Consider the following 22,090-nt stretch of genomic DNA (forward strand, 5'->3'; position numbering starts at 1 on the left):
CCTGTTCCGGGCCGCAGCCTGCGCCCAGCCCCACGTCGCAAGAGGGGTACCCGTGGCACACGGGAATTGTGGCGACCACGTTCTGGGTGGGAGAAATTTTCAACCCCAGCGCGTCGGACGGCAGTCAGGTGTTGTCCACCTATGACAGCCAATGGATGCAAAGCTACGGCGGTTGCGACGGCGTGGTCAAAAACGGCTGTCAGACTGAGGCCAGGACCAGCGCAAACGGCTACTTTCCCAGCAGCATGACACCCCGGGAAAATCCATTCTATTTGGACCTGCCCTATGACGACATCAACAATTCGGCCGCTTTCGGGGAACGAGCGGCTGTCATTCCCTGGGCGAAGGAAGCGTCCCCGGCCGGGCATTCCAGCAATCCGCGAGTCAGTTACATGAAGAATCGATGGGTTAAAATCCGCATGAACGGCAGGGAGTGCTTCGGCCAGATCGAGGATGCCGGGCCTGGCCAGTACCAGGACAAGGAATACGTTTTCGGCCATAACGACGCCCGGCCCAAAAATAAGGAATTCAACGGTGCAGGGATGGACGTTTCGCCCGCACTCAACGGTTGCCTGGGCTTCAAGGATCTGAACGGGCAGGACGATAAGGTGGACTGGCAGTTCGTGGACCGTAAGGATGTGCCTGCCGGCCCATGGTTGAAACTCGAGACACAGACTCCGGTCCAATAGACGGCCGGGCGAGTGGCAGTTTATCCCATCCGCCCCTTCAGGCCGCCCCCGAGGATCTCCGAGAACTGCCCGGATCCCTGGTTGACTCCGCTGCAGACATGGCTGGCAGTCTCCGGGCCGGCCCCATCAGGGCACTGTAGGTCGCGGTTCAGCGACCACATCGACAAGCGTTGGACTCCCTTCCCAAGCGCAAAATCCCGAAGCTTCTGGGTGGCCGCGAGATCAAACACTTCACCGGGGAGATCATTCTGACCGATCATCGGCGTGAGGCCCAGCTTTGCCCAGAGCTCCTCGCTACTGAGGTTGATTCCCGCCCGCTGGTAGACGATACTCAGCTGGTCATGGACGGCCGTGGCAGCGGATGTGGAGGCCTCCAGCATGCTTTGGGAAGGTTGCCGGCTCTCGCCGTAGTTCATTGTCATCACGTTGACTCCCGCGAGCTGGACCCCGGCGGCGAGCATCTGGTCGACGGCGGTAACGCCCCCATCCGTTAGCCCCCGGGGCGACGCCGGCAGCGTCAGCCAGACTTCGAGCTCGCCGTCGTGCGACCCGCGCTCCAGCTGCAACTCCCGGATGACGTTTGCCCTGCGTTCGCCGGCGGCTGCGTCCAGGAGGTTGTCGCCTTCAATGTCGAAATCCAGGGCAACCGGGTCATAGCGCCCTACGACCTGCCGGTAGGCGGACTTTAGGGCCGATTCGTCGCGGCAGGAATTTGCGAGCTCGAGGTTCAGTGAGCCCCCGAACGAAATCGCTACCCGGCCGCCACGGGATTTTAGGGATTGTATTCGGTTGTCCAGATTCAGTGCCTGGTCAGCTGCGTCCAGGCTGTAGCGAGTCCCCCAACTGGGCGCACAGGGCTCTCCCGGAGAGGCGACAATGAACGCCATCATGACGTCTTTGAGCTTGGCCGTTTCGAAGGCGTACGCGGGGCTGATGGTGACGTCGGCATAGCCCGCGAACCAAGCAGGTTTCGTGACGTCTCGGCCTGCGCCGTATTTAGACACCAGGATCAGCACCGCTGCTAAGATCAGCGCCACTGAGGCGGCGACGATTCCGCGCCGGCTGGGATGATTCCACTCCCACCGCAGTGGACGGCGGACCCTGCGACCCGCACGCGGGGGCGTCAGTGGTTCCGTGGCCCGATCCAGGTCGCTGTGCGCTGTCATTCGACCCTTCTGTCCTCTGCCGCACTGTCATGACAACACCATTTCATCACGTCTCGAGCCCACACGGGGCCGGCATTGCTCCTAGATCGCCAAGGTGCCGCGACACATATGCGCAATGCGCGTGGCTGGCGTGCGGAGCGAGTACTGAAACGGCCATTACCTAGAAGTGGTGTCCAGTACTCGGAATATGTCCCCGCGAAATACGGGTAGAGGCCACTCGTGTCCTGAAGACAAGCGCTCTTTACGATTTGGATGTCGGTTGCAAGGAAATTGGGGAAGAAGCAGGTCTCAATATGGGTGTGGACATTCACGACCGGGTCCGCGCCAGGCGTCGAGTTTCGGCGGACAAGCTGTTGGACGGCAGCCCCCTCCACGTACGCAGGCTCCAAGGCAACTCACTTGAGTGGAGAGCCAAGAGTCAAAGAGCCCATTTCCCGCAACAGTTCGCCGCTCCTATGGACCGGTACACGCTCGATCGCGGTTGATCGGACGATACCCGGGTAGCCGCGCGGACCGGCTGGCACGATGAGAGGGGCAACTGACATGACGAACAACTCGGCGGCCAAGAAGTCACCGGAGGGGGCCGTCCTGCAACGCGTTGGAGCAGCCGGCCGGAAGTTCGACGTCAAAACCGTCTGGGTCCTCTCCTCCCTGCTGGCTCTCGCCGCCCTGACCGTTCCCGCACTCCTTGCTCCGACAGTTCAAACTGCGTCGCCGGCGCCTAACGAGGCGGGAGCGAGCCCTCCTCCTGCTATCGGGCCGGCGCTGACGACCGTGAGTTTCACCTTCGACAGCGGCCGCTCCAGCCAGTTGGTGGCCGCAGCGACGCTCAAGAAGGAAGGCATGCGCGGCACCTTTTTCGTCAACTCCGGATTTCTGCAGGAACCCGGTTACATGGGCGTCGACGATCTCCACACTTTGGTGGCTGATGGAAACGAAATCGGCGGCCACACCGTGACGCTCGCAGACCTGAGCATCATCACCGGCGATGAGGCCATCCGGCAGGTCTGTTCAGACCGCAGCAACCTCGCAGACCTCGGTTTTAAGGTCGCCTCCTTTGCTTACCCTTTCGGGGCCGTCACGCCGGCGGCAGAGAACCAAGTGGCTGCCTGCGGATATAACAGCGCACGCAGCAGCGCAGACATCCGGAGCCCTTTCGGATGCGCAGATTGCGATGTTGCGGAATCGGTCCGACCCGCAGATCCGTTCCGGACCCGTTCAGTAGTCGAGATCGGCAACACCTGGAATCTCACCAACCTCCAGCAGGTGGTGACGGCCGCGGAGGGGAGTGGCGGCTGGTTGCAGTTGGTCTTTTACGACATCGACGACAGTGGATCTCCGCGCTCAATAACCCCGCAGCTGTTTAAAGACTTCGCGGAGTGGCTGGCACCACGTAGCGAGGGCAAGTCAACGGCTGTCCGCACCGTACACGAGGTGATCGGAGGCGCTGTAAAGCCGGCCGTGGCGGGCCCCTCGGCACCTCCCGCACCCCCGGGAGTCAACGCCGTCAAGAATCCCGGGCTGGAATCCGCGGGAAGGTACGGTCTGCCGCAATGCTGGCAGGTCTCCTCCTACGGCGAAAGCAACCCCTCGCTGAGCATCCTCACGCCGGGGCGTAGCGGTACTATCGCCCGCCGACTGGACGTCAATGGCTACAAGTCCGGAGACGCCAAGTTGTTGCCCACACTCGACCTCGGCGAGTGCTCGCCCAGCGTCGCAGCCGGACATGCCTACACAGTCAGCGCCTGGTACACCTCCACGGCGCCAACGCAGTTCGAACTTTACTATCGCAACAAGGCCGGCACCTGGACCTACTGGACGGCCAGCCCCTGGTTTGCAGCCACGTCTGGCTACCAACAGGCCCGCTGGACAACCCCCGCTGTGCCCGCAGACGCCGTAGGGCTCAGCTTTGGTCTGAACCTGTTCAGCAACGGCCAGCTTGCCACCGACGATTACGAAATGTTGGATGCCGGCACCCCATAAATCACGCCCGCCCGTGTGCACGCCAGCTCGTTGCCGGCTGCAGTGTATGGAATCGAGATCTGCTCATGAATGAGACCGTACGAATGATGTCATCCCATCGGACTGATGGCCGCTGGCGGCCCACCGGTTTCTGGTCAAAAGTAGTTACCGCGGTGGGCGTCTTCACCTTGACTGTGGCCGGGTTGGCGGCCGGGGTTCCACCCGCAATGGCTGCAGCACCAACCGTTGTGACCCTGACGTTCGACGACGGGAACGCGGACCAGTTGAACGCGGCCCAGATCCTGAACAATAACGGACTCAAGGGTACGTTTTTTATCCCCTCCGGAGCGGTCGGCACACCCAACTACATGACACTTGCTGATCTTCGGGGCTTGGCAGCCGCCGGCCATGAAATCGCAGGGCACACTGTTACCCACCCGGATTTGACGACGCTAACGACCGATGAGGCCACACGGCAAATTTGCAATGATCGTGTCAACCTTACAAATTGGGGATTTCGGATAACGAATTTCGCCTATCCCTTCGCGGCGGAAAACGCCACGACCGAGTCCATCGCGAAGAACTGCGGATACAATAGCGCCCGCGGCTTGGGCGATATTCGGACACGGTTCAGTTGTCCAGGCTGCCCGCTCGCGGAGACCATCCCGCCAGCAAACCTTTTCAACACGGCCGCTCCGGATGAAGAGGACTCCTCATGGACGCTGGCCGACCTCCAGAATTCGGTCACCCAGGCCGAGCCCGGCGGAGGATGGGTGCAGTTGACCTTCCACCATGTTGCGGCCAGCAGCACGGATCCGCTGAACATCACGCCCAGTTTGCTCACCCAGTTTGCAACCTGGCTTAAGGCGCGGCCCACCACTACTTCGGTGAAGACGGTGGACCAGGTCATCGGGGGCACGGTGAAACCCGTCGTCGCCGGACCCGCAGTACCGCCGTCGGCGACGAGCGGAAACCTCGTGAAGAATCCCGGCCTCGAGACGCTCGTCAGCGGAGCGCCACAGTGCTGGCAGGCAGGGGGTTATGGAACTAACACGGCAGCTTTCAGCGTGGTTAGTCCCGGTCACTCAGGGAGTGTCGCCGAACGCCTTGTCGTGACCGGTTATGCCAACGGCGATGCTAAGTTCCTGCCGGCACTGGACCTGGGCGGGTGTTCACCCGCGGCGAAAGCAGGGCACACGTATAACCTCGGCGCCTGGTACAAGTCGACGGCAAGTACGCAGTTCGCGCTCTACTACCGGAGCGGCGTGGGCTCGTGGGTCTACTGGACCTCGAGTCCTTGGTTCGCCCCGGCGACCACCTTCCAAAAGGCGAGCTGGACGACGCCGGCGCTTCCCAGCGGTGCAAGCGGAATCAGCTTCGGCCTGAACCTGTTCAGCAACGGAACGCTGATCACTGACGACTACGAAATGATCGACACGGCCAACGCTCCGTCGCCGACACCGCCGCCGGCAGGCACAAACCTGGTGCAGAATGCCAGTCTCGAGACCGGCGGGGGCAGCACGCCCCAGTGTTGGCAGGCCGCGGGGTACGGCACTAACACTCCTGCATTCAGCACAGTGACGGCAGCCCACACCGGCTCCGCCGCGGCGCGACTGTCCGTCAGCGCCTACGGAAGCGGAGACGCCAAGCTGATTCAAACCCTGGACAGCGGTTCCTGCGCCCCGCCTGCAATTGCCGGCCATACCTACTCGCTCCGAGCCTGGTACACGTCCACGGCCGTCACACAGTTCGCCGTTTACTACCGCAACTCGGCGGGGACCTGGGCCTACTGGACCTCCAGTCCCTGGCTGGCTGCGTCCGGCAGCTATGTCCAGGCTAGTTTCACAACGCCCGTCCTGCCCGCAGGTGCGACAGCAATAAGCTTCGGCCTCAACCTCTTCAGTAACGGCACTCTTACCACCGACGACTATGCAATGTACGACACCGTAGGAGCTCCGGCGCTGTGATTGTCTTCTATATGGTTCTGGTGCTGGGTGTCACGACCATTTTCTGGACGCTGGTCGGCTTGACGAGGGCCGTCAGGGAACAATACGTGTACTACAGGGCGGCCCGGCCGGTGCTCGGATTTACCGGGCGACGGCGTTGGCTGGCACGCGATGGATTCGCCCCCGGGACCAGACGCTTTCCGTCCCTTCCGTCCCGGGGCCGCGCGGGCAGGATCCGCCGAATGCACGGACGGCGCAGGGCCAAACCCGCGCGGGTGCTGCCCGCTGACGTAGCCGTCCTGATTGCGGCCCACAATGAAGCGCTCGTAATCAGCGAGACTATTCGGACCGCCGCCGCTTTAGTTCCGCTGGAAAACATGTATGTCATCTCGGACATGTCATCCGACGACACTGCGGAAATCGCTCGCAAAGCAGGAGTGAAGGTGCTCGAACTCGCTCCAAACCGGGGCAAGGCAGGGGCCCTGGCCGCCGGTATCGAACATTTCGAGCTGTGCAGAAGATACCAAGTGGTGATGCTACTGGACGCGGACACCCGCCCCGCTCGGGACTACCTCGAAACCGGACTGCCGTTGTTCAACGACCCAACAGTGGCCGCCGTAGCGGGCCGCGCCAGATCCATCACGAACCCGACCTCACCAAACCGGTTTGGCCGCTTCCTCGTGGCGTATCGCGAGCGGCTGTACATCGTGGTGCAACTACTTCTGAAGTACGGGCAGGCCGCGAAGGGGGCGAACGTCGTATCGATCGTGCCCGGTTTTGCCAGCATGTATCGGACTACCGCGCTCGAAAAGGTTGACGTGCTGGCGCCCGGGCTGGTCATTGAGGACTTCAACATGACCTTCGAACTGCATGCAAAAAAGCTCGGCAGGATCGCCTTCCATCCCGCCGCCGCCGTAGCGTACACGCAAGATCCGGACACCCTTAGTGACTATACCAAGCAGGTGCGCCGCTGGAGCCTCGGATTTTGGCAGACAGTCCGTCGTCATAGGGTCCAGGCTGGCAAGTTTTGGCTCGCGCTCGCGGTCTACATAGTCGAGCTGATCCTCAGCTGCCTCTTCTTTGTGCTGCTTGTCCCGGTCTTCCTTGTTTCAGTGCTGGCCGCCGTCCAGCTTCAGATCGGCCATGCTTCCCCGGAATTGATCGCATTGGCAGGTTTGCTCCGCCCCCAGGACGTCCTGCTTGGCGTATTCCTGCCTGATCTGGCGCTGACGGTCGTCGCAGCTGTCTCCCTCCGACGTCCTTCCATCCTGTTGCTGGCTCCGTTTTTTCCGCTCATGCGCATTCTCGATGCAGGAATTTGCTTGATGGTCCTGCCTCGAGCGTTCTCGGCGCACTCCTCTGGAGTTTGGACGAGTCCTGCCCGCCGGATGCAGGTTCAGCCGCCAAGCGCGGAACCGCTCGAAAGCTCCGCGGCCCCCGGAGCGCGCCTCAGCAGTTAGCGGCCACTTGCCTGGAAACCCGCAAGCACCCCCGGCGCGCTGATGGCGACAGGGGTGCTTTATGAGCACTGCGCGGCGGTGGCCGCTGTGCGGAACCGGCGGGTTAGCTGACGCCGGAAGTAGTCTGCACTTTGAGCCACGGTCCATCCGGAACCTTGGCGCGGTCCACGAAGGCCCAGGAGACGCGGTCGCTGCTACCGTTCAGCTCGGCGAACCCGAGGCAGCCGTTCAGCGCGGGGGAGACGTCCATGCCCGCGCCTTGGGTGGCGTCGGTTGAAAAGTCTGTGTTGGCCGGGCGGAGGTTGCCGGAACCGAAGACGTACCCGGCGTCGTGATACTTGGTGCCGCTGGACGGGCCGGCGTCCTCGATCTGGCCGTAGCAAACGTTTCCGTTAGGACCGGTGAGCTGCACCCAACGGTTCTTCATGTAGCTGTAGCTGGAGTCCGCGCAGTGGTTGACGCCGGTGGTGGCGTTGTCCGCGCCGGCCCAGGGGATGACTGCGCAGCGCTGCTGGAAGGCAGCGCTGTCGTTGACGTCGTCGTAGGGGAGATCCAAGTAAAAGGGGTTCTCTTTGGGAGTGGGCTGGTTCTTCGGGAAGTACCCATTGGAGGCGTCGCGGGCTTCGGTCGCGCAGCGTAAGTTGCTGCCAGAACCGGAACTCACGCCGTCGCAGCCGCCGTAGATGCTTCCGGGGCAACCTGATGCCGTCGCCGGGGTGGTGCCCAGGTTGACTCCCGTGTGCTGGAAGGCCCACTGGCCGCTATAGGTGGAACAGACCTGGGACCCGTCGGCCAGGGCGGCGTTAAAAATCTCGCCGACCCAGAAGGTCGTGCTGACGATATTGGTGTGCGTGGGGTAGATGCTGGTAGCGGGGGCAGTAGTTGACGCGGCCGGGGACGGCTTTACAACCCGGGCCGGAGCCGCGGGTGCTACCGGCGCGGTGACGGCGCTCTTAGCCGGAACCGACTTAGCCGGAACCGACTTAGCCGGAACTGACTCTGCCGCAACCGACACGGCCGGAGCCGAATCGGTCGGCGCTGACGAGGCCGCAACGGACGGCTGTGCCGAAGTCTGCGTCGTGGTGGTGGGGGACTGGCCCGCAGCAGCGCCCGGATTCGACGAGGCTGCGCAACCGGAGGTGAGGCCGCCGATCAATAGGACAAGGGTGGCTATGCGGAATTTACTCAGTTGTTTCATTATGGGTGCATATTCTGTTGAGGACATGGAAAAAGACAGCAGTGAGCCAATGACGGCGTGCTGAAATTCGGCCACGATGAGACCGGGCGCGAGGAGCCCTCGGTCTGTTTGTTCGTAATCCGGCGGTTAAGGCCGGTCAGCCATCCCGGCCGGCTCCCCCCGGAGCGGCCAGTTGACCATCGTGGCACGCAAAGACCAATTCGTGCAGGCTCCACCATACATGGGGCTTAGCTCTCGTTTGCCGCGCCGCGGGCGCTCCTCAAGCATTCCGTGATTATTGTCACACCTGGGCCTATCGCCGAGAGGCGGCTGCCGTTGCTTTGCTGCGTGTATGTTTCCGTAACGGTAAACAAGGAAAACCCCGGCCGAATGAAATTCGACCGGGGTTGTAAATAGCGGTGTCAGAAATTGCCCAGGCTAGTGAGGATAAACAACTATGACCCACGAAATTAGGGCTAGCAGCATCAGTGCTGAATACATGGACCAATTCCTGCTACCGGACTTGCGGTGGCTCCCATGCCACACCCGCTCCATTCCGTTCATGTTCATGAGTCGATTCAACGACTTCGGGACAGCGAGCAACAGCGTGCTATTCACTCACTAAATCGGCCCCAGCCACCTATTCCGTCCGGGCACCTACTCGGGTTGCTGGAGCGGGTCCGCGATTCCAAGCTCCATGGCTGCGGAAACCGTATCTCAGGGCCGGCCCAGACCCTTGTAGGTCCAGCCGGCCGCGCGCCATTTGGCCGGATCCAGCACGTTCCGCCCGTCGAGTATGCGCGGCTCCGACACCAGGGCCAGGGTGTCGTGCGGGTCCAAGTCGCGATACTGCCGCCACTCGGTCAGCAGCAACACGGCGTCGGCCCTGTTCAGCGTGGTTTCCAGGTCCGGCTCCAGCGGGAGTTCCGGGAAGCGCTTGGCTGCATTAGCCAGCGCCTGCGGGTCGGTCACCGTCACTACTGCGCCCTGGAGCTGCAGCTGCGCCGCCGCGCTCAGTGCCGGGGAGTCCCGCACGTCGTCGCTCTCGGGCTTGAACGCCGCCCCCAGCACCGCGATCCGCTGCCCCATCAGGGAGCCGCCGCATAGTTCCCGGGTGAGCTCGACGACGCGGGTCCGGCGCCGCATATTGATCGCGTCCACCTCGCGTAGGAAGGTCAAGGCCTGATCCGCTCCCAGCTCGCCGGCGCGGGCCATGAACGCACGGATGTCCTTTGGCAGGCAACCCCCGCCGAAACCGATCCCGGCGTTGAGGAACTTTCGGCCAATCCGATCATCGAGGCCGATCGCGTCGGCAAGCCTCGTGACGTCCGCGCCGGTGGCCTCGCAGACCTCGGCCATCGCGTTGATGAATGAGATCTTGGTGGCAAGAAATGAGTTCGCGGCGGCCTTGACGAGTTCGGCCGTGGCGTAGTCAGTGACGAGCCGCGGCGTCCCGCTGGCCAGCGGCGTCGCATAGACCTGGTCCAGGACGGCAACGGCAGGGTGATCTTCACTGCCGTCGGGGAGGCCGTAGACGAACCTGTCGGGGTTCAGCGTGTCGGTGACGGCGTGGCCCTCACGCAGGAATTCGGGATTCCAGACCAGGGTGGCGCCGGGCTCCGCCTCGGCGATCAGCTCGGCCAGCCGGGCCGCGGTCCCTACCGGTACCGTGGATTTTCCGGCAATGACGTCCCCGGGGGCTACCTCTGCGGCCAGTGCCTCCACCGCCGCATCGACAAAGCGCAAATCCGCCCCGTTTTCCCCCCTTTTCTGCGGGGTGCCCACGCAGATGAAGTGAACCTTTGATCCGCGGGCTGCGGACATTTCGGTGGTGAACCTCAGCCGGCCGGATGCTTCGAGTTCGGACAGGAGATCATCGAGCACGGGTTCGTAGAAGGGAGCGCGCCCCTCGGTCAGCTCGTCCACCTTATTCTTGTCGAGATCGATGCCGATCACGTCATGACCCAGCTTGGCCATGCACGCCGCGTGAACCGCGCCCAGATAACCGCAACCGACAACTGAGATCCGCATTCTAAGATCCTGCCCCTGATGGTGTGATCACAGAGTACGTTCTGGTGCCCGGTTTCGGACAGCCCTGCGGCTTAGCCGTGTCAGGAGGGCGGCTTTGCGAGTTCTGGCGCGGGACGTCACGAGCCGGTCCAGCGGGCCGACCTCTCCAGCCGCCAGAGAGGCGGCTAAAGAGCGGCAAACACCGGACGCGGCCGCAGGGACGAAACCCGCAACCGCGTCCGAGGGGTATGCCCGGTGAAAGCACAGGTCTTAGCCGAACAGGCCCGCGATCCCGATGAACGCCGTCGCAGCGCCGAGCAACATCGAAATACTCACCAGCACGACGTGGACAGTCAGGAAACGGGTGGCCTTGCCGCCGGCGTCGCGCGCCCGGGGGTCTTTCCTAACGCGGCGCAGGAACTGCGGCCAGACAACGAGGGACCACACGCCGGCCACGATCAGGACGACGGCTAGGGCCGCGGGGAGCTCCACCGGCTAGTGGCTCTCGAGCCAGGCCTGGGCCTGGGTGGACTGGATGTTGAGGGCCTTGCCGACCATCGGCTCGGCAGCATCGGCAATCTTCCCGCCCAGCAGCGGCACGGACGAGGTCACAGTGCCCTCCAGCTCGATCCGGGTGCTGCCGCCGTCGGCGACCAGGCGCTGGACGGCGTTGACATCCAGCGGGGCGCCGGCGACCTTCAGCGAGATGGTGCTCTGCCGCGAACCGTCGGCGGCCGGGGCACTCCAGTTCTCCAACTGCGTCACCTTGAGGCTCTCGCCGACGAACTTGCGGGCCAGCTCGGGCATCCGGCTCGTGGGGATGGTGCGGACGGTGGTGGTGTTGAACGCGCCGGCGGTGTCGCCGTCGACGGTAAAGGACTCGAGAGTCCCGCCGACGAGTTCGCTGGTGTGGCGCAGGAAGTCCTCGTTGACGAATACTGCCGTAACGCTCTCAACGCTATGCGGAAGGGTAGTGGATGCACTCAGGGCCATTGGGGGTCCTCCATGGGTGGAACTGGACGTTTTGGGCTCCCAACATCCTACGCGGTGGGCTCGTTCTCCCTCGAGTCGGCGTCCTGCAGCTTCCGTGCGGCTGCCGCGATATTGCGCGCCATGGCGGGGAATATCAGGCTGTGGAAGGGCAGTACGGCGAGCCAGTAAAGCTTGCCGCTGAGGCCCTTCGGGAAGAAGATGGCCCGCTGCCGGTACCGGCTGCCGGAGCCCTCCGGTTCCACCGAAAGTTCGAGCCAGGCCCGGCCCGGCACTCTCATTTCCGCCCGGAGACGGAGCAGGCTGCCGCGGTCCACCCGCTCGACCCGCCACCAGTCGACCGCCTCGCCGTCGGCCAGCAGGTGGGGGTGCCGTCGGCCGCGGCTGAGCCCGGCGCCGCCGGTGATGCTGTCAATCCAGCCTCGGACGCTCCACGCCAATGGCATCGAGTACCAGCCGTTCTTCCCGCCGATGCCCTCGATGATGGTCCAGAGATGCTGCGGGGCCACGTCGCTGCTGGAGCTGCGGTCATCGACGTACACGCGGTGGCCGGCCCAGTCCGGGTCGCTGGGCAGCGGGTCGGCGTCCGCTCCGGCATTGGACCACGCCGTTGTGACCTGGCCGTCGCGTTCTCTTCCTAACGCGAGCGACACGGCTGACCGGAATCCGGTTAAGCCGCCGTCGGGCTGCGGGATGACGGCGTCGATGTCGTGTTCGCGGGCGACGGCGTCGTGTTGCAGCGATTCCACCAGCGGCAGGGACATAGAGAGCGGAATGGGGGTGGTCAGGGCCACCCACATGCCGGCCAGTTTGGGTGCCGGAACAGGAAGAGCCAGCACGAACCGCTTGGGCAGCCCGGCCTCCACGGCGTATTCGTTCATCATGTCCGCGTAGGTGAGCACCTGCCGGGAACCGATGTCGAAGGTGCGGTTGACCGGTCCGTCCACGGACGCGGCGGATACGAGGTAGTAGAGGACATCGCGGACGGCGATGGCCTCAATCCTGTTCCGCACCCAACTCGGGGCGGGCATGACCGGGAGGGTGTCGGACAGGTGGCGGATCATTTCGAAAGAGGCGGAGCCGGAGCCGATCACGACGCCGGCCTGAAATACGACGGCGTCGACCGGGCCGTCGAGGAAGACCTTGCCCACGGCTTCGCGGGACCGCATGTGCGTGGAGAGTTCGGCGTCGGAAGGGTGCAGCCCGCCGAGGTAGACGATCCGGCCGACGCCGGCTCCGGCGGCCGCCCGTGCCGCCGTCTCGGCCATGGCTTTTTCCTTGGCCTCGAAGCCGGCGCCGCCCGCCATTGAGTGGACGAGGTAGTAGAGAACGTCGACGCCGGCCAGCGCCTCGCGCAGCGCCCCGACGTCGTCGAGGCTGCTCTCGGCCACCTCAACCCGGTCCAGCCACGGGACCCCGGCGATTTTCGCCGGGCTCCGGACCAGGACCTTCACCCGGTGCCCGGCCGCCAACAGCCGGGGCACCAGCCTGCCGCCGATGTATCCGGTGGCTCCGGTCACGAGCACCGTCTTGCCGCTCGTGGCGTGGGGGGTGCCGTTCATGGGTGGCTCCTTCTCATCGGGAATATATGCCAGCGGCTACAAGCCATTCGGAGCGCCGGCCCCGCCGGACTGTTGCGCCGGGACGGTACCGCGCCACGACTCCGGCGCGGCCGGGGCCCGTCCTGCCAGCTTAGCCTTGGGTGACGCCCCGCTGCCGGGTCGCGGTAGGCTAAAGGACCCGGGATTCACGCGAATTTCGGCTATTCGTGTTGCCTCAAACCCGTGATCACTTCAGGAGTTCCCGCCATGAGCCTCAACGGCCCCTCTCTCACCGGTCTGCGGCGTGTCCTCGCCGGAGACAAGACCTTCGCGCGGGTTCAGGCTGAAGCGTCCAGGCCGTTCACGGCGCGCAGCGAGGACTACCAGATCAGCGCGCCGGCAGGACTGCGGGCCGCGCTGCTGGCCGAGATGGCCGACGGACTCGCGGCGGAGGCCCAGTCTGATGGAGGCGGTGCTGCCGACGGCGGTGCTTCCGCTGGTGCCCGCCCGCCGGTGGTGCTGGCCGTCACCGCCACCGGCCGTGAGGCCGAAGACCTGGCCGCGGCCCTGGGCGCCTTCCTGCCGGCGGCCACAGTCGCCGAATTCCCCAGCTGGGAGACCCTGCCGCACGAGCGGCTGTCACCGCGCTCGGACACCGTGGGCCGCCGGCTCTCGGTGCTGCGCCGTCTCGTTCACCCAGAGACCGCCGGCAGCGGGGCCTTGCGCGTCGTGGTCGCCCCGGTCCGCGCCGTGGTCCAGCCGATCGTGGCGGGGCTCGGCGACCTCGTTCCGGTGACCCTCAGGGTCGGCCAGGAGGCCCCGTTCGGCGAGGTCGTGAAGAGCCTCGCCGACGCCGCCTACGCCCGCGTGGATATGGTCACCCGCCGCGGCGAATTCGCGGTCCGCGGCGGCATGCTGGATGTCTTCCCTCCCACCGAGGACCACCCGATCCGGGTGGAGTTCTTCGGCGACGAGGTCGAGCAGATGCGCTGGTTCGCCGTCGCTGACCAGCGCTCACTCACGGCACCCGGCGTGCACCACCCCGCCGAGCTGCACGCGCCGCCCTGCCGTGAACTCCTGATCACCCCCTCGGTGATGTCCAGGGCCGCGACGCTGAAGGCCCAATTGCCGGCCGCGGCGGACATGCTGGAGAAGATCGCCGGCGGCATCGCGGTCGAAGGCATGGAGTCTCTCGCGCCGGTGCTCGTCGATTCCATGGTCCCCTTCCTGGACCAGTTTCCCGAGGGCTCCATCTCGGTCGTGATCGAACCTGAAAAGGTGCGCACCCGCGCGCACGACCTGGCCGCGACTAACGAGGAATTCCTGGAGGCGGCCTGGTCCACGGCCTCCGACGGCGGCCCTGCGCCTCTGGCGCTGGACACTGTTTTGAGTTCGGCGGCCTCGGAGGCCTTGCACTCGGCCAGCTTCCGCTCGCTGACCGAGACCCGCTCCACGGCCCTGGCGCACGGCGTGTCCTGGTGGTCTATCACCTCGCTAGCCAGCGACGAGGAGCTGTTGCCCGACGTCGACGTGCTGAACCTGCGGGCCCGCGAGCCGCGGGGCTACCAGGGCGACGTGGCCGAGATGATGGACTTCATCGGCTCGCACGTTCGAGACCAGTGGCGGATCGTCGTCGCCACCGAGGGCCCCGGGCCGGCGCAGCGGCTGGCCGAGCTGTTCCACGACAACGACATTCCCTGCGCGCGGGTCGAATCCCTCGACGCCGAGCCGCAGCCCGGCCTGATCGAGGTGACCACAGCCGCCGTGGGCCGCGGTTTCGTCATGGAAACGCTCAAGGTGGGCCTGCTGACCGAGGCCGACCTGCTGGGCCGCACCTCGGCGGGTTCCACCAAGGACATGCGCCGGATGCCGTCCAAGCGGCGGAACGCCGTGGACCCGCTGCAGTTGCTGGCCGGCGACTCCGTGGTCCACGAACAGCACGGCATCGGCCGGTTCGTGGAGCTCATCCAGCGTAAGGTCGCCGGGGGCGGCGACGGCGTCCGCGAATACCTCGTGCTGGAATACGCGCCGTCCAAGCGCGGAGCCCCGGGCGACCGGCTGTTCGTCCCCACCGACCAGCTGGACCAGGTCACCCGGTACGTGGGCGGGGACACCCCGGCGCTGAGCAAGATGGGCGGCGCGGACTGGGCGAGCACCAAGTCCAAGGCACGCAAGGCCGTCAAGGAGATCGCCGGCGAACTGATCCGGCTGTACTCGGCCAGGATGGCCTCCCGCGGCCACGCCTTCGGCCCGGACACCCCGTGGCAGCGCGAACTCGAGGAGGCCTTCCCCTACGTCGAAACCCCGGACCAGCTGACCACCATCAACGAAGTCAAGGCGGACATGGAACGGGAAATCCCGATGGACCGCCTGGTTTCCGGTGACGTGGGCTACGGCAAGACCGAAATCGCGGTCCGGGCAGCCTTCAAGGCGGTCCAGGACGGCAAGCAGGTGGCCGTGCTGGTGCCCACCACCCTGCTGGCGCAGCAACACTACGAGACCTTCACCGAACGGTTCTCCGGCTTCCCGCTTGTTGTCAAACCGCTGTCCCGCTTCCAGAGCGCCAAGGAGGCCAAGGAAACCGCCGAGGGCGTCAAGGCCGGTTCCGTGGACGTTGTGATCGGCACGCACCGGCTGCTGTCCAAGGACTTCGGCTTCAAGGACCTCGGCCTGGTGATCGTGGACGAGGAGCAGCGCTTCGGCGTCGAACACAAGGAGGCGCTCAAGAAGATGCGCACCAACGTGGACGTCCTGGCCATGAGCGCCACCCCGATTCCGCGCACCCTGGAAATGTCCCTGACCGGCATCCGCGAGACATCCACCCTGGCCACCCCGCCGGAGGAACGCCATCCGGTGCTGACCTACGTGGGCCCGTACACGGACAAGCAGACCTCGGCCGCGATCCGCCGCGAGCTGATGCGCGAGGGCCAGGTGTTCTTCGTCCACAACCGGGTGTCCACGATCGACCGCACGGCGGCGAAGATCCGCGAACTGGTTCCGGAAGCCCGGGTGGAGGTGGCGCACGGGCAGATGTCTGAGAGCCGGCTGGAACAGATCATCGTGGACTTCTGGGAAAAGCGCTTCGACGTCCTCGTCTGCACCACCATCATCGAGACCGGTCTGGACATCTCCAACGCCAACACCCTGATCGTGGACGGCGCGGACAAATACGGTCTCTCCCAGCTGCACCAGCTGCGCGGACGCGTGGGTCGCGGCCGGGAACGGGCCTATGCCTATTTCCTCTACCCCTCGGAGAAGCCGCTGGGCGAGGTGGCGCTGGAACGGCTCAAGGCCGTCGCGACGCACAACGAACTCGGCGCCGGCTTGCAGCTGGCCATGAAGGACCTCGAGATCCGGGGCGCCGGCAACCTGCTGGGCGGTGAGCAGTCCGGCCACATCCAGGGCGTCGGCTTCGACCTCTACATCCGGCTGGTGGGCGAGGCCGTGGCGGACTTCCGCGGCGAGGCCGAGGAGAAGGCCGCCGAGATGAAGATCGAGCTGCCGGTCAACGCGCACCTGCCGCACGATTACGTGCCCGGCGAACGGCTGCGCCTGGAGGCCTACCGGAAGCTGGCCGCCGCGCTCAGCAACGAGGCGATCGAGGAGGTCGAGGCCGAGCTGGTGGACCGCTACGGAGAGTTGCCGCTGCCGGCGCAGAACCTTGTCGCCGTGGCCCGGTTCCGGGTCGGTGCGCGCGAGGCCGGACTCACCGACGTTGCGCTGCAGGGCAACTTCATTAAGTTCTCGCCCGCCCAGCTGCCGGAGTCCAAGCTGATGCGGCTGGCTCGGATGTACCCCGGCTCGCAGGCGAAGCCCGCCCTGGACGCGGTGCTGATCCCCAAGCCCAAGACGGCCCGGATCGGCGGCCGCGACCTGCAGGACGCCGAGATCCTTGCCTGGGCCAACGGTGTGATCGAGGCGATCTTCTCCGACGTCCCGCTTTCAGTGGGCTAGGCCGTGATGGGAGGACACCACGCCGCGTCCGGGGCCGCGGCGTGGGTGGCTATTGCCTCGACCGGCCAATACGCGCTCGGCTGGTACCCGCTGGACGCCACCGGGATTCTGATCGGCGGGATGGCGACGGCGGGTACGGCCCTGGTCTGCGACTGGGACCACCGCTCAAGCACGGTGGCGCATGCCCTCCCGCCGCTCTCGAACCTGATCGCCGTGGGGATCGAGAACGTGTCCGGCGGCCACCGCCAGGGCACCCACTCGGTGCTCGGTGCGGGGTTCTTCGTGCTGCTCGCGGCACTGGCCGGGCAGGTCCAGCTGCAGACGGACTGGGGTCTGCTGTCCGTGGGCGCCGGGCTGCTCTGCATGTTCATGATCAACATCGCCGCGAAAGCGCTGAAGCTGTTTCCGAAGTACGGCTGGATCAGCAACTGGGTCTTCGCCCTGGCCATGGCCGGCTTGGTGACCTGGTTTGCGCCGCACCAGTGGTCCTGGCTGCCGGTGTCCATGCTCACCGGCGTCCTCGTGCACATCGTTGGCGACATTATAACCACCGGGGGAGTGCCGCTGCTCTGGCCGCTCGTGGTCAAGCCGCCAAAATTCCTGCGCAGGTTGCCGCTGGTCAAAGACGTCTGGAAGGCCAACGGGGCGTTCTCCATCCCGTTGCTGGGCCGGGCCGGCTCGCGGCGGGAATGGTTCGTGCTGATCCCGGTCAGCGCCTACGCCATGGTCGGCCTGTTCTCCGCCGGCCTGGCCTTGGCCAAGGGGCACTTTCCGGCCGCCTTGGCGCTCGGGACGGCGCTGGTCGACCGCCTGCTCGCCGCCGTCGCCGGGGGGTAGAGCGGCTCGGCGCCGTCGGCGTTGGCTGCCGTGCCCGGCGGCGGGGCCGCTGCGGGAATCCCGGAGTCTTACTGCAGCCGCCGTCCGGGGCGGCTCTGGCCTCTGTTTCGGCCTTTCGGTCTTCACCCGGCGGCGTGTCCGTGTCAAAGTTCCCCCGGACCGCAGACCGCCAGCGCCATGCTCTTCGGTCCGGCTGTGTAGCTAGGGCACAGGCAGCTTAAACAGCTGAAGCCCCGGAGAACCGGGGCTTCAGCCGGGAAAGAGGACCTGCGGTTAGCTCTCGCCGGCGGAATCCGAGCGGCCGGTAATGGTCTGCGGGATCCAGAACGCCAAGGCAAACAAGCCCAGGCAGACGGCCATCGGCCAGGCGTTGCCAAGGGTGAGGAAAGACAGTGAGTACAAGGCGCCGAAGAACAGAAGCATCATCGGGACAAACAGCGCGATGCTGGATGCCAGGCTGTTCTCGCCCCTAGGGGTCTGAGTAGTGTTGCTGGACATTCTTCCTCCTCGGCCCCGCGGGGCTTCAAACTGTGACGGCTGCGGCTTCGGCAGGGTGCGATCAGTACGCGGACAAACCCTGTTCACCCTTGACGATCGCGATGCCGGAGCTGGCGCCAATACGTGTTGCACCTGCAGCAATCATAGCCTGCGCATCCGCGGAGGAACGCACGCCGCCCGAGGCCTTAACGCCGAGTCCCGGACCGACGGTGCGGCGCATCAGGGCCACGTCTTCCGCCGTGGCACCGCCGCCGTTGAAGCCGGTGGAGGTCTTCACGAAGTCGGCACCGGCCTCCACCGCGGCTTCGCAGGCGAGGACCTTCTGGGCGTCATCGAGCAGAGCGGTCTCGATGATGACCTTGAGGATGGCGCCGCCGGTGTGGACCGACTCGGCAACCGCGCGGATGTCGTCAACCAGGGTGCCTTTGTCATTGGCACGGGCTGCGGCGATGTTGATCACCATGTCGATCTCGTCCGCGCCGTCCAGCACCGCGCCGCGGGCCTCGAAGGCCTTGACATCGCTGGGGGTGGCACCGAGCGGGAAGCCGATCACGGAGCAGGTCAATACGCCGGAGCCCCTGAGGGCGGTCTTGACCGTCTTGACCCAGATGGGGTTCACGCAGACGGACTTGAAACGGTACTCGGCCGCCTCGGCGCAGACCTTCAGGACCTCGGCCTCGCCGGCCTCCGGCCTGAGCAAGGTGTGATCGATGTACGAGGCTATGGTGCCCTGGTGGTCGGTGCCGGCGGCGGCAGCCGTGCCGGCCGCGGTGGCTTCGTTGCTCATGGTGGTCCCTTTCCTGGCGGGCCTGGTTCATGGCCGGCCCGGCCGCTGACACGGCCTGAGCTGTGGCTTCTCAGTGCACCATCTTGCCATAACGCGACCGGCCGGAGCCGCCCCTACGCCATCGTGCGCGGCGGCGTCTCCGATGCCCAGATCCCGGGCGCCGAGGTGCGGAAGTCCTGCCCGACCTCGATGCCGCCCTCCGGCGCGGTGGGCAGGCCGGCGGTGCGGGCCAGGGTGTCCAGGGACAGACGCTCTTCGGCGAGTACCACGAGGTCGCCGCTCATGCTGGAGCCGTCCTCGAAAACGATGCCGGCAGCCGGCAGGGCGGAGCCGGCAAGGGTGGGGACGACGGCGGACGGCCGAAGCGTTGTGCGAACCTGCAGCCGGGGACCAGGGTGACGTCCTTGACCGCGTCCCCGAGGCGGGTGGCATCGTCGATCGTGGAATAGCGCAGGCACCGGCCCGCGCCCTCGATCGGTGCCAGGGCGGGCACCGAGCCGGTGGCGATCACCAGCTGGTGGTAGCTGAACTCGAGGCCGTCCGCCGTCGTGACCCGCCGCTCCGCGGCGTCGCTAGAGTCCCAGCGCCTCGCGCACGTCGGCCAGCACACCGTCCAGGGCAGCGCGGGCCTCGAGCCGTGCGGCCGGCAGTTCGGCGGCGGATCCGACGCTGCGGATCACCTCGAGGTAACACTTGAGCTTCGGTTCAGTGCCGCTGGGGCGGATGATGACCCGAGTGTGGTCCCTGGTCAGGTACAGCATCCCGTCGGTGGGCGGAAGATGTTCACTGCCTTCCGCCAGATCCGCCGCGGTTTCGACGGCGGAGCCGCCGAAGGAGTCCGGCGGACTGACCCGCAGCCGGTTCATCATGGCGTCCAGCAGCCCATGGTCCGCAACCCGGATGCTGAGCTGGTCGCTGGCGTGCAGCCCGTGCACCAGGTAGAGCTCGTCGAGGGTGTGGAAAATAGTCTTGTCCGCGGCCTTCGCCGCCGCCGCCAGTTCGGCGATCAGCACAGCCGCGGAAATGCCGTCCTTATCCCTCACCAACGTCGGTGCGACGCAGTAGCCCAGCGCCTCTTCGTAGCCGTAGAGCAGGCCCGGGACGCGGGCGATCCACTTGAATCCGGTGAGGGTTTCCTCGTGGGCGTAGCCCGCGGCGGCTGCGATGCGTGCCAGCAGCCGGGAGGACACGATCGAGTTGGCGAAGACGCCGGCGGCGGGGTCTTCGGAGCCGGCCAGGCGGGCTACGACGTGCGCCCCCAACAGGGAGCCCACTTCGTCGCCGCGCAACATACGCCACGCGCCGGTGTCCGGGTCCTTCGCGGCAACGGCGGCGCGGTCGGCGTCGGGATCGTTGGCGATCACAATGTCGGCGTCCACCCGGGCAGCGGTTTCCAGCGCCAGGTCGAGGGCGCCGGGCTCTTCGGGGTTTGGGAAGTTCACGGTGGGGAATTCGGGGTCCGGCTCCGCCTGTTCGGTGACCAGGGTGACGTCGGTAAAGCCGGCGGCCAGCAGTACCGCCACCGCCGTCTTGCCGCCCACGCCGTGCATGGGTGTGAGGACGATCTTGAGGTCGCGGGCCGGGAAACGTGCCGGGGCGGCGAGGGCGGCGACAGCGGCTTCGTACTCGGCGGCGACAGACGGATCCAGCACCGTCCAGCCTGCGGAGGCCAGCACGATCGAATCCAGCGCGCCGGCGCCCTCGATCTGCGCGGCGATCTGTGCGTCGTAGGGCGCCACAATCTGGGCGCCGCGCCCGCCGTCTTCGACCGCGTGGCGGCCCAGATAAACCTTATAGCCATTGTCCTGCGGGGGGTTGTGGCTGGCCGTGACCATGACGCCGCCGTCGCAGTCCAGCGCGCGGACCGCGTAGGCGAGCAGCGGTGTGGGCAGCGCGGCGGGCATCAGGAACGTCTCGATACCGGCGGCGGTAAAGATCGCGGCGGTCTCTTCGGCGAAAAGGTCGGAGTTATAGCGGGCGTCGTAGCCGACGACGGCGCGCGGCCGGACGCCCGGCGCGGCCTGCGCGACGGCGTTGCCGAGAAAGGCTGCGAGGCCGGCGGCGGCGCGGCGCACCACCACGCGGTTCATCCGGTTCGGCCCGGGACCGAGAGCTGCCCGCAGTCCCGCGGTGCCGAACTGGAGTGTGCCGCTGAAACTGTCGGCCAGTTGCTGCCGGGCTCCCGCGACTCCCGCGTCGGAGAGGCGGATCAGCTCGGTCAAGGCGGTGGCGGTGGCCGGATCCGGATCCTGGGCCGCCCAGCTGCGGGCGTCGTTCAACAGTTGGGTCAATGCGGCATCGGAAGACGTCATGGGTACCAAACTAGCGTCAAACCCCGGCCGGGCGTGCCCAAGCGAGCGCGGGCCGGGCTCACGGTTACGTCACAGTCGGGACGTATCGGCCCGGAAGGTGACACGTCGCGGCCGTGCTTCCTGCCACCATTGCCGTGACGTCCAGCCGATGGCGCAGCGCTTCCGAAGGATCCGCTCAAGACCGCTGCGGATGTCCTGGCGGATCATTGACAGCCATTTTTCCGGACACGTAGCGTCTGGAATATGAAAATGGGCCGAGGGGTGGAATGGGCCGTGCACTCGTGCGTCAACATGTCCTGGACGCCGCCGGGGGAGGCGGTGAACAGTGCCAGGCTTGCGTCCTACTACCGGCTACCCGCCGCGTACCTGAACAAGCAGCTCCAGGCCCTGGTCCGGGCTGGCATCCTCACCTCGGTGTCGGGCCCGCGCGGTGGCTTCCACCTTGCGCGCGTTCCGGAAAACATCACCGTGCTGGACGTGGTGCTGGCCCTGGAAGGAGCGGAGCCGGCCTTCCGCTGTGAAGGCATCCTGGGGGATGTCCCGGAAGCGGACGGGCGGGAAAACTTTATCCGGAGCTGCCTGATTTCGCAGACCATGCGGCAGGCGGAGCTGGCCTGGCGGCAGGCGCTGGCGCGGCAGACCATCGCGGGGATCGCCGACTCCATGGAACGCCGCTTTCCCGGGGACCGGGACAAGGCCGCCAGGCACCTGGCGGCCGGCTAAGCCTTGATCGCCGCCGGACGCCGCCGGACGCGACCGGG

The 22,090-nt window shown here is 65.9% G+C and carries 16 protein-coding genes and 1 pseudogene; 7 read left to right on the forward strand and 10 right to left on the reverse strand.

What is annotated here, in order from left to right; translation table 11 throughout:
* Window positions 1-68 precede the first annotated feature (68 nt).
* Window positions 69-689, forward strand: coding sequence for a hypothetical protein (locus tag ABIB14_RS14155; RefSeq protein ID WP_354236550.1), 621 nt, complete (start codon window positions 69-71; stop codon window positions 687-689).
* A gap of 20 nt (window positions 690-709) precedes the next feature.
* Here the strand turns inward: ABIB14_RS14155 and ABIB14_RS14160 are convergent, their stop codons facing one another.
* Window positions 710-1,726 carry a chitinase gene (locus tag ABIB14_RS14160; protein WP_354236551.1) on the reverse strand — a complete coding sequence of 339 codons (1,017 nt, stop codon included), beginning with the start codon at window positions 1,724-1,726 and terminating at the stop codon, window positions 710-712.
* A gap of 672 nt (window positions 1,727-2,398) precedes the next feature.
* Here ABIB14_RS14160 and ABIB14_RS14165 point away from each other — a divergent pair.
* From ABIB14_RS14165 to ABIB14_RS14175, 3 genes are all read left to right on the forward strand, one after another.
* Window positions 2,399-3,838, forward strand: a complete 1,440-nt coding sequence (locus ABIB14_RS14165; RefSeq protein ID WP_354236552.1) for a polysaccharide deacetylase family protein — start codon at window positions 2,399-2,401, stop codon at window positions 3,836-3,838.
* A 206-nt stretch (window positions 3,839-4,044) separates the two neighbouring features.
* The gene (locus ABIB14_RS14170; RefSeq protein WP_354236553.1) at window positions 4,045-5,784 is read left to right on the forward strand and encodes a polysaccharide deacetylase family protein; all 1,740 of its coding nucleotides are present in this window, start codon (window positions 4,045-4,047) and stop codon (window positions 5,782-5,784) included.
* A 221-nt stretch (window positions 5,785-6,005) separates the two neighbouring features.
* Entirely contained in the window at window positions 6,006-7,223 is a 1,218-nt protein-coding gene (locus ABIB14_RS14175) for a glycosyltransferase family 2 protein (protein WP_354236554.1), read from the forward strand.
* Window positions 7,224-7,326: 103 nt separating this feature from the next.
* Here the strand turns inward: ABIB14_RS14175 and ABIB14_RS14180 are convergent, their stop codons facing one another.
* The 5 genes from ABIB14_RS14180 to ABIB14_RS14200 all read right to left on the reverse strand — a co-directional run bounded on the left by ABIB14_RS14180 (window position 7,327) and on the right by ABIB14_RS14200 (window position 12,962).
* Window positions 7,327-8,421: a hypothetical protein gene (locus ABIB14_RS14180; RefSeq protein ID WP_354236555.1), complete on the reverse strand. Its 1,095-nt coding sequence runs from the start codon at window positions 8,419-8,421 to the stop codon at window positions 7,327-7,329.
* 696 nt (window positions 8,422-9,117) lie between these two features.
* Window positions 9,118-10,431: a UDP-glucose dehydrogenase family protein gene (locus ABIB14_RS14185; RefSeq protein WP_354236556.1), complete on the reverse strand. Its 1,314-nt coding sequence runs from the start codon at window positions 10,429-10,431 to the stop codon at window positions 9,118-9,120.
* Between the two features lie 249 nt (window positions 10,432-10,680).
* A complete protein-coding gene (locus ABIB14_RS14190; RefSeq protein WP_354236557.1) occupies window positions 10,681-10,902 on the reverse strand; it encodes an SCO4848 family membrane protein in 222 nt (73 codons plus the stop codon).
* A 3-nt stretch (window positions 10,903-10,905) separates the two neighbouring features.
* A complete protein-coding gene (locus ABIB14_RS14195; protein WP_354236558.1) occupies window positions 10,906-11,403 on the reverse strand; it encodes a DUF2505 domain-containing protein in 498 nt (165 codons plus the stop codon).
* Between the two features lie 47 nt (window positions 11,404-11,450).
* Window positions 11,451-12,962, reverse strand: coding sequence for an SDR family oxidoreductase (locus ABIB14_RS14200; RefSeq protein ID WP_354236559.1), 1,512 nt, complete (start codon window positions 12,960-12,962; stop codon window positions 11,451-11,453).
* Window positions 12,963-13,208: 246 nt separating this feature from the next.
* Here ABIB14_RS14200 and mfd point away from each other — a divergent pair, with 246 nt between their 5' ends.
* Window positions 13,209-16,895, forward strand: coding sequence for a transcription-repair coupling factor (mfd, locus tag ABIB14_RS14205; RefSeq protein ID WP_354236574.1), 3,687 nt, complete (start codon window positions 13,209-13,211; stop codon window positions 16,893-16,895).
* 6 nt (window positions 16,896-16,901) lie between these two features.
* The gene (locus tag ABIB14_RS14210; protein WP_354236560.1) at window positions 16,902-17,732 is read left to right on the forward strand and encodes a metal-dependent hydrolase; all 831 of its coding nucleotides are present in this window, start codon (window positions 16,902-16,904) and stop codon (window positions 17,730-17,732) included.
* Between the two features lie 273 nt (window positions 17,733-18,005).
* On the opposite strand, the gene ABIB14_RS14215 is transcribed toward ABIB14_RS14210, so the two are convergent.
* The 4 genes and pseudogenes from ABIB14_RS14215 to ABIB14_RS14235 form a co-directional block, all read right to left on the reverse strand.
* Window positions 18,006-18,230 (reverse strand): hypothetical protein, encoded by a 225-nt coding sequence (locus ABIB14_RS14215; RefSeq protein WP_354236561.1) that lies wholly within the window; start codon window positions 18,228-18,230, stop codon window positions 18,006-18,008.
* 61 nt (window positions 18,231-18,291) lie between these two features.
* Window positions 18,292-19,017 (reverse strand): deoxyribose-phosphate aldolase, encoded by a 726-nt coding sequence (deoC, locus tag ABIB14_RS14220; RefSeq protein ID WP_354236562.1) that lies wholly within the window; start codon window positions 19,015-19,017, stop codon window positions 18,292-18,294.
* Between the two features lie 114 nt (window positions 19,018-19,131).
* Window positions 19,132-19,588: pseudogene (locus tag ABIB14_RS18775) on the reverse strand (FAD-dependent oxidoreductase); the annotation flags it as partial.
* Between the two features lies 1 nt (window position 19,589).
* On the reverse strand, window positions 19,590-21,329 hold the full coding sequence (locus ABIB14_RS14235; protein WP_354236565.1) for a phospho-sugar mutase: 1,740 nt from the start codon (window positions 21,327-21,329) through the stop codon (window positions 19,590-19,592).
* A gap of 243 nt (window positions 21,330-21,572) precedes the next feature.
* Here ABIB14_RS14235 and ABIB14_RS14240 point away from each other — a divergent pair, with 243 nt between their 5' ends.
* A complete protein-coding gene (locus ABIB14_RS14240; protein ID WP_354236566.1) occupies window positions 21,573-22,052 on the forward strand; it encodes an RrF2 family transcriptional regulator in 480 nt (159 codons plus the stop codon).
* Window positions 22,053-22,090: the final 38 nt, after the last annotated feature.

This window comes from Arthrobacter sp. UYEF3 (assembly GCF_040546245.1).
Classification (GTDB): domain Bacteria; phylum Actinomycetota; class Actinomycetes; order Actinomycetales; family Micrococcaceae; genus Arthrobacter.